This is a genomic window from Flavobacteriaceae bacterium, from assembly GCA_014075215.1.
GTDB lineage: Bacteria > Bacteroidota > Bacteroidia > Flavobacteriales > Flavobacteriaceae > Polaribacter.
On sequence record CP046177.1, the window covers coordinates 440,092 to 451,872 of the forward strand.

General features: G+C 32.5%; 12 protein-coding genes. 6 read left to right on the top strand and 6 right to left on the bottom strand.

Going from position 1 to position 11,781, the window contains the following annotated elements; translation table 11 throughout:
* The first annotated feature begins 13 nt into the window (after positions 1-13).
* Positions 14-778: a UDP-2,3-diacylglucosamine diphosphatase gene (locus tag GKR88_02295; GenBank protein QMU63218.1), complete on the top strand. Its 765-nt coding sequence runs from the start codon at positions 14-16 to the stop codon at positions 776-778.
* 230 nt (positions 779-1,008) lie between these two features.
* On the opposite strand, the gene GKR88_02300 is transcribed toward GKR88_02295, so the two are convergent.
* The 6 genes from GKR88_02300 to GKR88_02325 form a co-directional block, all read right to left on the bottom strand.
* Positions 1,009-1,671 carry an IS3 family transposase gene (locus GKR88_02300; protein QMU63219.1) on the bottom strand — a complete coding sequence of 221 codons (663 nt, stop codon included), beginning with the start codon at positions 1,669-1,671 and terminating at the stop codon, positions 1,009-1,011.
* 15 nt (positions 1,672-1,686) lie between these two features.
* On the bottom strand, positions 1,687-1,866 hold the full coding sequence (locus GKR88_02305; protein QMU63220.1) for a hypothetical protein: 180 nt from the start codon (positions 1,864-1,866) through the stop codon (positions 1,687-1,689).
* On the bottom strand, positions 1,866-2,237 hold the full coding sequence (locus tag GKR88_02310; protein QMU63221.1) for a transposase: 372 nt from the start codon (positions 2,235-2,237) through the stop codon (positions 1,866-1,868). The genes GKR88_02305 and GKR88_02310 overlap by 1 nt, the downstream gene beginning before the upstream one ends.
* A gap of 183 nt (positions 2,238-2,420) precedes the next feature.
* On the bottom strand, positions 2,421-3,275 hold the full coding sequence (locus GKR88_02315) for a hypothetical protein (protein QMU63222.1): 855 nt from the start codon (positions 3,273-3,275) through the stop codon (positions 2,421-2,423).
* A 683-nt stretch (positions 3,276-3,958) separates the two neighbouring features.
* On the bottom strand, positions 3,959-5,374 hold the full coding sequence (locus tag GKR88_02320) for a GHKL domain-containing protein (GenBank protein QMU66617.1): 1,416 nt from the start codon (positions 5,372-5,374) through the stop codon (positions 3,959-3,961).
* A gap of 49 nt (positions 5,375-5,423) precedes the next feature.
* The gene (locus GKR88_02325; GenBank protein QMU63223.1) at positions 5,424-5,888 is read right to left on the bottom strand and encodes a hypothetical protein; all 465 of its coding nucleotides are present in this window, start codon (positions 5,886-5,888) and stop codon (positions 5,424-5,426) included.
* A gap of 501 nt (positions 5,889-6,389) precedes the next feature.
* On the opposite strand from GKR88_02325, the gene GKR88_02330 reads away from it, so the two are divergent.
* The 5 genes from GKR88_02330 to GKR88_02350 all read left to right on the top strand — a co-directional run bounded on the left by GKR88_02330 (position 6,390) and on the right by GKR88_02350 (position 11,752).
* Complete coding sequence (locus tag GKR88_02330) at positions 6,390-7,730, top strand: deoxyguanosinetriphosphate triphosphohydrolase (GenBank protein ID QMU63224.1); 1,341 nt, start codon at positions 6,390-6,392, stop codon at positions 7,728-7,730.
* Between the two features lie 49 nt (positions 7,731-7,779).
* Positions 7,780-8,865, top strand: coding sequence for a hypothetical protein (locus GKR88_02335; GenBank protein QMU63225.1), 1,086 nt, complete (start codon positions 7,780-7,782; stop codon positions 8,863-8,865).
* Positions 8,866-8,902: 37 nt separating this feature from the next.
* Entirely contained in the window at positions 8,903-9,274 is a 372-nt protein-coding gene (locus GKR88_02340; GenBank protein ID QMU63226.1) for a transposase, read from the top strand.
* The gene (locus tag GKR88_02345; GenBank protein ID QMU63227.1) at positions 9,274-10,131 is read left to right on the top strand and encodes an IS3 family transposase; all 858 of its coding nucleotides are present in this window, start codon (positions 9,274-9,276) and stop codon (positions 10,129-10,131) included. The genes GKR88_02340 and GKR88_02345 overlap by 1 nt, the downstream gene beginning before the upstream one ends.
* A 328-nt stretch (positions 10,132-10,459) precedes the next feature.
* Complete coding sequence (locus tag GKR88_02350; protein QMU63228.1) at positions 10,460-11,752, top strand: T9SS type A sorting domain-containing protein; 1,293 nt, start codon at positions 10,460-10,462, stop codon at positions 11,750-11,752.
* Positions 11,753-11,781 lie beyond the last annotated feature (29 nt).

Genomic DNA, 11,781 nt, shown 5'->3' on the forward strand with positions numbered 1-11,781 from the left:
TTATTTTGTGATAATGACGACTATCAATTTATCAAACAAAAAAAAAATTTACTTTGCATCTGACCATCATTTGGGAGCTCCTACCCGAGAAGCAAGTTTACTAAGAGAAAAAAAGTTTGTTGCTTGGTTAGATAGTATTAAAAAAAAAGCAGCAGCTATTTTTATTTTAGGCGATTTATTTGATTTCTGGTTCGAATATAAAACAGTCGTTCCTAAAGGCTTTGTACGCGTATTGGGAAAACTGGCAGAAATTAGAGATAGCGGGATTCCCATATTTTTTTTCGTAGGAAATCACGATTTGTGGATGCGCAATTATTTTGAAAAAGAGTTACAGATTCCCGTATTCTATAAACCAAAAGAGTTTTCTATAAATAATGCATCTTTTCTCATCGGCCACGGAGACGGACTAGGTCCGGGAGATAAAGGGTATAAGTTTATGAAGAAAATATTTACCTTCTCCTTGTTTCAATGGATGTTTAGATGGCTGCACCCGGATCTTGGTATGAAATTAGGGCATTATTTTTCTGTAAAAAATAAATTGATTTCAGGAGATACCGATACTACGTTTTTAGGAGAAGAAAACGAGTGGTTAGTACAATATTGTAAAAAAAAGCTTACCGAAAAAAAATACCATTATTTTGTATTCGGACATAGGCACTTACCTTTGGAAATTGAATTGGAAGATAATTCCACATATATCAACCTGGGAGATTGGGTTTCCTATTTCACTTTCGGATCTTTTGATAAAAATGGATTCTCGTTAGAAAAATATGAATAATACGGATCAATCCGAAAACTTGTGGGATTTTAAAGATATTATTGAAAACATTTAAGTTGAGTCAATCGCAAAAGCATCATTCAATAGAGTTTAAAAACTTAATAAACAGTTATTTAATGGATATTCATTTAAAAAAAATCTGAAATGATAAAATTTTTATTCAAGTCTTCCCCACAACTTTTTTGGGATCTGTCTCGTCCTAAAATAGGGCTACAGTTAATTATTAAAATTTATGCTACATTTTTGTGCACGTAATTAGGTGTTTTATAATCTAAAGATAAATGTAATCTTTTATTATTATATAATTTGATTGCATTTTTTGTTGCTTTTTTGGCGTGATTGATATTTGTAAATGTTTGGTCGAGGAAGAATTCATCTTTTAAAATTCCGTTAACTCTTTCGGCCATTGCGTTTTCGTAGCAATGATTTTCTTGGGTCATACTGATTTGTATCTTTTTTCTTTTCAAAATTTGAGTATAAACATTGCTACAATATTGTATTCCTCTATCAGAATGATGTATGATTTCTTCGGTATTTTTAGTTTGATAAATAGCTTTATTTAAAGCTCTAACACAGCCTTTAAGTTCTAAACTATCACTAATATCATAGCCTACTATTTTTCTTGAATACATATCAGTAATAAGTGCTAAATAACAAAATCCATTTATAGTTCTTATATAGGTAATATCCGAAGCCCAAACTTGGTTAGGTCTATTAATGATCAGGTCTTTTATGATATTTTTATATTTATAAAAACGATGGTAAGAGTTGGTTGTTTTAGAAGAATATTTTTTCCTTCTAATTAACAAATTATTTTCTTTTAAGATTCTAAATAACTGGTCTCTACCTATATTTATATTCTGTTTCCTAAAATCATTATGTAAGGATTTCATTAGCTTTCTAGTACCTTATCTGGGTAATGTTTTCCTGCTTTTTTTAACAAGCATTATTACATTTTGTTCTATTTGTTTTTTAAGAACAAACCTTTTTTGATATTTGTAATAAGCATCTCTTTTTAACTCGAAAGCATTACAAATAGTAGCGATGGCGTACCTTCTTTTTTTTCTATTAATCGGTGCTATTTTCATTAAGGCTTTATGTTTAAGTTTTTTTTTAATTCTTCAACATTTTTATAGCCAAGATTTTCAGCAGCTACTTCAAGATAACTATCATTCACAAGTTTATCTAGATCCTTTTTAATAAGAAGATCTTTGAGTTGTTTTAGCTCTTTTTGAAGGGCTTTAATACGGGATAATTCGTCGTCTGTTTGCACGGTTACACGGGTGTTCATTAAATCTTTACGGTCATATTTTTTAATCCATACGTTTATCGTACTAGATTGTATGCCGTAAGTTAAGGCAATTTGTCTTTTGGAATGGTTTCCTTTGGTAAGTTCTGCTAATACTTTGAGTTTAAAACTCTCACTATAACGTCTTACATATCCATCATTTTTATACATATACTTGTTGTTTTTTGTATACATATTTCAGGACGGGTCATTAATGTGGCTAACGGTTTCGTATATGAAAAGTAGCGGGCTTAAAAGTGCTAACTTTTCAGTTTTGTACGGAGTTTATTTAATGACTACAAAATTTAGCCTCTTGTAGCCATTGAATTTATACCATGTTGGTAGCTGTTTATTTTAATCAACTGTCATAGTACATTTTGTACAAGAACCACCTTTACAATATTTAACACCCCACGAACTATCTGCCGTACAGCCACTATTCCCACTTTCGCAGTTACATGAATGCCCCCCTTCATGTGTCAAAGGAATAAATCTGTTAGATTGCATCATTTCAGGCTTTAAATCATTTGTACTCACTGCATAGATAAATTTATAACCGTACATTTTCATTTTCACAAGCATAATATTATTAATGTCAGATTTTTTTGCATTGGCGTTATCAACATAATTGATAGCTTTAGAATACCTATCACCATAAATTGATTTGGCATACTTTTGAAATTCACTTCTTAAATTCAAGACTAATTTTTCAGGCATATAGTCTAAATTTTCAAACTCTTTATCTGTTGAAGGGCTTAAGTGAATATCTTTTTTTATTATAAATAAATTTTCTTTATTAATGTTTCTATTTGCGTTGTTAGTGAATTGTCCTGTACATTGTCCAGTACAACTTCCATGACTGCAACCATAATTACCTCTAACATAAAAAACGTCACAACCATTTGAACCTGAGCAAGTACAAGTGTAAGAAGTTTCAGAATAATACACAAACCTATTATTATTGACTTCCACTAAAACATAACCTTTCGGGAGAATTATTTTAATTGTTGATTTATTGATTTTTTTAACAATTGAACCCTCTGGAAGTTTTAAACCATCAACTGCAGAGTTTTTAGAAGTATCCGGAAACTCAACTTTTTGAATATCCAACTTTTTTGAAATTGGATTTTCTACTTTTTCAATTTCAGATTCATTTGTACAGCTTACAATAAATAAAATACTTACAATAAATAAGCTTATTTTTTTCATGGTTTTTAAAATTTAATGCTCCATTTAAGGTCTTGAGCGGTTAGTTTTCGACCTTTCAATAGTTCGGTTTTTAGGGAAGCTTACAATTCAATTTCAATATATTGTTTGTTCTCAAGGTTCAATCTCTTTTAAGTGAGTGGCTTTAGTTATTTTAATATACAACTTTTCTTTTTTCAGAACCTCTAATTTTAAAGCAATATTGTCCTCAAATGGCTACCAACTACCGGATATTTCTTTTTACAGGCATTTTTTTGGATACCTCCATACCATAAACAAAAGGCATTTATTTATTGCCTGATTATGCCTCTTGTTTTACTCAAAAAAAATTGATGCTAAAAATTGTTCAAAAGATAAAGATTCTAGGGGTATAGGGGTTATTAAAATTATCATTACGAACTTGTTTAAACTTTTTCAATTTGCTAAAAACTTCTAATTTTCGCTTAAATTCAAAAAGTTTAAACGAGTTCTACAACAAACCTATAAAAATATTTCTTTATATCCAATGTTGTGTTTAAAAAAAATGAGAATGTTTTTCTTTTAACATGAAAAAGCTATACTGCAAATTCCTCTAAAAACTGAGGAAATAGCTTTATTTTAGAAAAAATAAAAACCAACATTATGAACTTTCCAATATCCGATCAAAAAAAGATATCAGACGTCATAATAGACCATCAATAATTTGTTTATGTTTTTGGTAAAATTACGGTAAAAACAGTTCCGATACCTTCTTCGGATATAAAACTTATGGATCCGTCATAGGCTTCTATAATGTTTTTTATCATAGGCAGTCCAAGCCCCATTCCGCTTGTTTTTGTGGTAAACTTAGGCTCGAAAATCAAATGTTTTACAGCATCTTTGATTCCTTTTCCGTTATCGGAAACGTCAATTTTTATATGTTCACCCATATCCCGTACTTCTACATCTATTTTTGGATTTTCCATACCTTCTACTGCCTGAATGGCATTTTTTATCAAGTTGGTAACAATACGTATCAATTGTGTTTTGTCTAAATGTGCATGAAGTGATGTTACCTCCGGTATATAAGAAATATAGGCTTCATTAAAAATATCCAATACCATTTTTACTACGGCAATTATTTCTATCTCTTCTTTCTTCTGTTGGGGCATTTTGGCGAAATCAGAAAAGGCAGACGCAATAGAACTCATAACATCTATTTGCTGGATTAATGTTTCCGAATATTCTTTTAATTTTTCTTTGCAATCTTTATCTTCCGGATCAAACTTTCGTTCAAAACTTTGTACACTTAAACGCATTGGAGTTAAAGGGTTTTTGATCTCATGCGCTACTTGCTTTGCCATTTCTCTCCAGGCTTGTTCACGTTCACTTTGGGCCAGTTTTACAGCACTTTCTTCGAGTTCATCAATCATATTATTATATGCTTCAACCAATGTTATGATTTCTGAACTTGCTACATCCAGTATAATCTTTTCATTTCTTTTATTTAGCCTGGTTTTATGCATTTTGTCAGAAATTGTTTTTAAAGATTGTGTAATATAGCTTGATAAGAAATAAGCCATAGCGATAGCGATTAAAAACATAAAAAAATAGACAACCCCTAATCTGGACAAAAACTCCTGAAGCTCTCTTTCTTCTTCGGCATTATCTTGTGTAAACTGTAATCGGAGAATACCTATTGGCTTAAATGTAATATCTTTTAGATAGGTATAAGAAGACTGGTAACTAAGCCCTTTAAAATTAACGGTTGTTTTTAAAATACGGTGATCTTCATTACCGGCGAGTTCGGAAATGATTTCGGAACTTAAAGAAGCTTTAACAGTATCCCGGATAGTATTGGTAATAACAGAAGCTTTTAAAAATACTCCTTTCAGATCATAGATGGTGATATCCAAATTATGTATGTAAGAGATTTCATAGATGCTTTTTTGAAAAATCATAACCAAATCTTCGGTAGTAACAGGAATGTGATCTTCTTTTTGTAATTCTAAATTGATTCGCTTTTTTATATTCTCCTCTTTACGACCAAACCGTTGTACCTGATACTCTTTTGTTTGCTCGTCGTATTGATATATAGTAACGGTAACAATTAAGACAGAAGCCAGAAGCACCAACAAAATCATTGCCAGAAAGATGCGAATCCTCAGCGATATGTTTTTGAATATGTTCAACTTATTCTTTTATAATTTGTTTGGTTTTCATCAGTAATAGATCATCCGACTCACCATCTTTATCCCGATCGTATTTACTAATTGCTTTAAACCCGTTTTTTATTTTTTCTACATAGTATGCCTCTCTGATATTTCTTTCGTTGTAAAAAAAATCAAGATACAGAGAATCTCCTTTTATGTGCCATGTGCCGGATGTATCTCCATACCTTTCGCCCTCTTTGTCAACAGACCATGTTGTAAATGTTCCGTCATGATGATAGGAAGATTGTACAATACGTTCCGGATGATTTTCAAAGGTATCTTCAAAAACAGAAGTCGTATCTGATTTTTGAAATGTCGGCATCTCTATTTTTATATAGGTAGTTTGCCAGAAACCAACCAGATATTCCTTGAGTTTTTTTTCTTTTTGACAAGAAATAAGCAAAACTCCAAAGAAAGTAAAAAAAAAGATAGTGATAGGCCTCATTGTGATTTTATAAAATAATATTACAAGATACAAATTCGATTTAACTTTGAAGTTTTCATACTTTAATAGTGATGGTTCAATAGAGGTTTTGACAGCTCCTATTTTCTAAGTGAACTCATTTAAACTTTTTGGATTTAAGCGAACATTAGAAGTTTTTAGCTTTTTTGAGTTGCATAGCAGCCGCTACGGAAGAGGAAAAAGCTAAAAACAGCAATTTTTTAGCAAATTGAAAAAGTTTAAATGAGTTCAGTAGCATACAAAAAAAACCTCCATTAAAAACCGTCATACTGGATTAAAAACCATACAAAACCGTATGGGCTTTATATTTTTTTTAAAAATAGATTCAAAAACAAAAAAATAGTCAAAAAATTTCATGATTTTTGTGTAGTAGTAGCATACTTTGAAAAAAGTTAGTTTTATGATTCTGTTTCTTAAGCAAAAAGATGTAAAAAATGGTTGTGGAGCTTTATTGTTAATGCTCTCTTTAAATAAAGACTATATATGAATTGGGAACAACTCCTTTCTCTCAAACGATTTGGAGATACACAAAAAAGAGAACGAACGGCACAAGATGAAACCAGATTGGGTTTTGATGTAGATTTTGATCGAATCATCTTTTCGTCCTCATTCCGGAGTTTACAGGATAAAACACAAGTTATTCCACTATCTGAAACCGATTTTGTACATACCAGACTGACTCACAGTTTGGAAGTATCTGTTGTGGGCAGAACCTTAGGAAGAAGAGTAGGAAAAGAGTTGTTAAAGAAATATCCGCATTTAACAACCGCAGGATATACCTTTAATGATTTTGGCGCAATCGTTGCGGCGGCTTCACTAATGCATGATATTGGAAACCCTCCCTTTGGCCATTCCGGAGAAAAAGCAATTGGCGAATATTTTAAAACAGGAAACGGATTAAAATACAAATCAGATATAACAGATAAAGAGTATCAGGATTTAATCGATTTTGAAGGGAATGCAAACGGGTTTAAAATTTTGACAGAAAAAAGGGAAGGGATTTCCGGAGGTATGCGCTTGTCTTATGCAACTTTAGGAGCTTTTTTAAAATATCCGAAAGAATCATTACCTAAAAGACCCACAACACATATTGCAGACAAAAAGTATGGTTTTTTTCAATCGGAAAAAGCTGCTTTTTTAGATGTTGCAAACAATTTGGGATTACAGCAAAAATCGACAGCAGATACTATTTCGTTCTATAGGCATCCCCTGGCTTATTTGGTAGAAGCGGCAGACGATATTTGTTATACCATTATCGATTTTGAGGATGGAATAAACTTAGGATTGATTGAAGAAGCATTTGCTTTGGAGTACCTAATCAAATTAGTGAAAGATACTATTGATACTAAAAAGTACCATTTGTTAAAATTTAAAAAAGACCGTGTAAGTTATTTAAGAGCTTTAGCTATTAATACATTGATTAATGAAGCCGTTGCTATTTTCTTAGAGAATGAAACCGCAATTCTAAAAGGGGGCTTTGAAAAATCTTTGCTGAACAAATGTAAGTATGAGGCACAAATTAACGACATTATTAAAATAAGTATTCGAAAAATTTATTTGAGCAATGAAGTTGTAGAAAAAGAAGTGGGAGGATATAAAATTATTGCAGACTTATTAGATGTCTTTATAAATGCAGTACATAATGAATATTCGGGAACCGCATCTAATTATGATAGACTTATGCTGAACTTGTTGCCTTATGAATTCAGAGTTATTCATAGCGATGTGTATACCATGCTACTTATGATTTGTACTTATGTGTCAAGAATGTCAGACAGCTATGCTACAAAACGCCATAAAAAAATCAAAGGTATGCTCATTTAATGTTAGAAAACGTAAATGTATTTGCTGAAAACACTTTTAAATAGATAAAATGAGAAAAAAAGTACTACTATTTGTAATGGTCTTTCTGGGGGTAAGTACCCTTTATATTATCAATAGAGAAAACCATAAAGAAAAAAAGAGAGTTGCCTTTATTGAATATTTAAATAACCATCCATATTCAAAAAGAAAAATAATCTCTAAAGGAGAGTTAAAAAAGATTCCAAAAAAAGATCGACCGGACCTGGCATTTGAACAAGATTTTTTGAGAACAATGGATCCGGAAACAAGAACGGTTCCTCAAGATAAACTAATACATGCTATTAACATTGCGAATCAACTTAATGAAACAAACAGAAATACTGATTTTAATTGGGAGTCCAGAGGTCCCGGAGAAGTAGCGGGAAGAACGAGGGCAGTAATGTTTGATCCTAATGATAATACAAACACAAGAGTTTTTGCCGGAGGAGTAGGAGGAGGTATTTGTATGAATAATGATATTACCAGTGCAGCTTCTACTTGGTCACAAGTAAGTCCAAATATGTCCAATTTTGCCATATCGGCGTTAGCGTACGACCCTGTCAATACAATGACTTTTTATGCCGGAACAGGAGAAGGCTGGGGAAATATTGACGCTATAAACGGAGGGGGTATATGGAAAAGTACAGATGGAGGTACTAACTGGACTAATCTGGCGTCTACTACAGATTTTGAATTTGTCTATGATATAGTAGTAAGAAATGAAAGTGGATCTGCTGTTATTTATGCCAGTATGAGAGACTCTCAAAATACGAGTTCGTCAGGGACGGATCTATTCCGATCTACTGATGGAGGAACTACCTGGGCAAACGTTTCGGAAGTTCCTGTAAGAGATTTGGAAATTGCAGCTGACAATACAATTTGGGCAGGCGATGCCGTCGGAAATATTCTTTCTTCTACAGACGGAACTACCTGGACAATTCGGTATACGAGCACAGTTACAACGCCGCGTCGTGTAGAAATCGCTTTAGCACCTTCCAATGCTTCGGTTGTCTATGCTTTGATTACAAATGAGAATGTATTTGGAGAATTTGTAAGATCATCGGATGCAGGACAAAATTGGACCTCTTTTTCAGGACCGAATGATGTTAATGACTGACCCGTCCTGAAATATGTATACAAAAAACAACAAGTATATGTATAAAAATGATGGATATGTAAGACGTTATAGTGAGAGTTTTAAACTCAAAGTATTAGCAGAACTTACCAAAGGAAACCATTCCAAAAGACAAATTGCCTTAACTTACGGCATACAATCTAGTACGATAAACGTATGGATTAAAAAATATGACCGTAAAGATTTAATGAACACCCGTGTAACCGTGCAAACAGACGACGAATTATCCCGTATTAAAGCCCTTCAAAAAGAGCTAAAACAACTCAAAGATCTTCTTATTAAAAAGGATCTAGATAAACTTGTGAATGATAGTTATCTTGAAGTAGCTGCTGAAAATCTTGGCTATAAAAATGTTGAAGAATTAAAAAAAAACTTAAACATAAAGCCTTAATGAAAATAGCACCGATTAATAGAAAAAAAAGAAGGTACGCCATCGCTACTATTTGTAATGCTTTCGAGTTAAAAAGAGATGCTTATTACAAATATCAAAAAAGGTTTGTTCTTAAAAAACAAATAGAACAAAATGTAATAATGCTTGTTAAAAAAAGCAGGAAAACATTACCCAGAGAAGGTACTAGAAAGCTAATGAAATCCTTACATAATGATTTTAGGAAACAGAATATAAATATAGGTAGAGACCAGTTATTTAGAATCTTAAAAGAAAATAATTTGTTAATTAGAAGGAAAAAATATTCTTCTAAAACAACCAACTCTTACCATCGTTTTTATAAATATAAAAATATCATAAAAGACCTGATCATTAATAGACCTAACCAAGTTTGGGCTTCGGATATTACCTATATAAGAACTATAAATGGATTTTGTTATTTAGCACTTATTACTGATATGTATTCAAGAAAAATAGTAGGCTATGATATTAGTGATAGTTTAGAACTTAAAGGCTGTGTTAGAGCTTTAAATAAAGCTATTTATCAAACTAAAAATACCGAAGAAATCATACATCATTCTGATAGAGGAATACAATATTGTAGCAATGTTTATACTCAAATTTTGAAAAGAAAAAAGATACAAATCAGTATGACCCAAGAAAATCATTGCTACGAAAACGCAATGGCCGAAAGAGTTAACGGAATTTTAAAAGATGAATTCTTCCTCGACCAAACATTTACAAATATCAATCACGCCAAAAAAGCAACAAAAAATGCAATCAAATTATATAATAATAAAAGATTACATTTATCTTTAGATTATAAAACACCTAATTACGTGCACAAAAATGTAGCATAAATTTTAATAATTAACTGTAGCCCTATTTTAGGACGAGACAGACAGTTCAATTCCGGCAGCAGATTTTACACGAAATCAGGCATGGTATGATCTTATCGCTGCAGTAAATCCGGGAAATGAAGATGAAGTTTATATCGGCGGAGTAAATGCTTTTAAAACAACTGAGGGATGGGGAAGCTGGTTAAAAATCTCCAGTTGGAGTAATACAAGGGATGCTTCGGTAAGTTTTGTACATGCAGATCATCATAATATCATTTTTAGACCAAATCATAACGATCAGCTAATTTTTGCCACCGATGGAGGTATATTTTATTGTCCGGATTTATCGATGATTCCTACCTCCGGACCTAATGCGTATGTAACAGGTATATTTCCCAGAAATTCACACTTTAATATTACTCAGTTTTATTCTGCAGCTATAGATCCGGTAAATACAAACGGTTTTCTTGGCGGAACTCAAGACAATGGAACTCAGTTATTTTCTCAACAAGGTTTCGGTGGTACGAATGAAATTTGGGGAGGAGATGGAGGTTTTTGTTTTATAGATCAAACCTTAGATGATGGTGCAAATGGATTATATAGAATTGTATCATTCACCGGAAATGCTTATTTCCTATTAGATTATACGAGTGGATCCCCGGTGTGGGTACGGTTAAACTCAGGCTCTGGAAGCTTTATCAACCCGGCAGATTATGATGATGTAAATAATATTTTATACTCATATGAGGCAGTAGGAATGATAACTGAAACAAGACTTAATACAGATAACAACTCACAAGGTTCGGGAAATACTTTTTTAGGGACTACTCAAAACCTCTCAATACCTGAGTTAACAACCGCAACAACGTATGTTAGAGTGTCTCCTTATAATGAAACTAACAGGGCCGTGTTTTTTGGTACACTGGGAAATCAGTTGATCAAAAGAACATCTGACGGAACCGTTACGAATATTTCTAATTCTAATGTGATTTCAGGTGCTGTTTCGTGTTTGGAAATAGGCGCATCAGATGATGAATTGTTGTTGACGTATTCAAATTATGGAGTTCAAAGTGTTTGGTATTCTGATAATGGAGGTACTACATGGCAAGACAAAGAAGGAAACTTACCTGATATGCCGGTACGGTGGGCTTTGTTTAACCCCTTAAACAGAAAAGAGGTATTATTGGCTACCGAGGTGGGTATGTGGAGAACGCTTGACATAACTGCAGGGTCTGTCGTTTGGGAACCTGTTGCTACAAATATGGGAAATGTGAGAGTAGACATGTTGCAATACAGGGAGAGTGATAATTTAGTTCTGGCAGCAACACATGGCAGGGGAATGTTTACTGCTAATTTTACAGCAGCTTCCGCCTCTGTTGATGAGGTTTTAGCAGATAAGAAATCGTTTACCATATACCCTACTATATCTAAAGGAAATTTTACATTATTTGCAAAAAACACCTTAGGAAAATCAAAAGTGGGTATATATGATATCTCAGGAAAGCAAGTATATACTGCTGATATAGATTTCGACAGCAATAGCAATCAACAAATTTCTGTGAACCTTACTTCAGGTATATATATCATAAACCTAACTGACGAAAATAAAAAGAAATCTTCAAGAAAAATGATTATAGAGTAACTGTAAATAGTTAGCAACTAAAATAGTTT

Excerpts from the sequence above, each read along its gene's own strand:
- GKR88_02295 (QMU63218.1), top strand. The coding sequence starts at position 14 with ATGACGACTATCAATTTATCAAACAAAAAAAAAATTTACTTTGCATCT.
- GKR88_02300 (QMU63219.1), bottom strand. The coding sequence starts at position 1,671 with ATGAAATCCTTACATAATGATTTTAGGAAACAGAATATAAATATAGGT.
- GKR88_02305 (QMU63220.1), bottom strand. The coding sequence starts at position 1,866 with ATGAAAATAGCACCGATTAATAGAAAAAAAAGAAGGTACGCCATCGCT.
- GKR88_02310 (QMU63221.1), bottom strand. The coding sequence starts at position 2,237 with ATGTATAAAAATGATGGATATGTAAGACGTTATAGTGAGAGTTTTAAA.
- GKR88_02315 (QMU63222.1), bottom strand. The coding sequence starts at position 3,275 with ATGAAAAAAATAAGCTTATTTATTGTAAGTATTTTATTTATTGTAAGC.
- GKR88_02320 (QMU66617.1), bottom strand. The coding sequence starts at position 5,374 with ATGATTTTGTTGGTGCTTCTGGCTTCTGTCTTAATTGTTACCGTTACT.
- GKR88_02325 (QMU63223.1), bottom strand. The coding sequence starts at position 5,888 with ATGAGGCCTATCACTATCTTTTTTTTTACTTTCTTTGGAGTTTTGCTT.
- GKR88_02330 (QMU63224.1), top strand. The coding sequence starts at position 6,390 with ATGAATTGGGAACAACTCCTTTCTCTCAAACGATTTGGAGATACACAA.
- GKR88_02335 (QMU63225.1), top strand. The coding sequence starts at position 7,780 with ATGAGAAAAAAAGTACTACTATTTGTAATGGTCTTTCTGGGGGTAAGT.
- GKR88_02340 (QMU63226.1), top strand. The coding sequence starts at position 8,903 with ATGTATAAAAATGATGGATATGTAAGACGTTATAGTGAGAGTTTTAAA.
- GKR88_02345 (QMU63227.1), top strand. The coding sequence starts at position 9,274 with ATGAAAATAGCACCGATTAATAGAAAAAAAAGAAGGTACGCCATCGCT.
- GKR88_02350 (QMU63228.1), top strand. The coding sequence starts at position 10,460 with ATGATTCCTACCTCCGGACCTAATGCGTATGTAACAGGTATATTTCCC.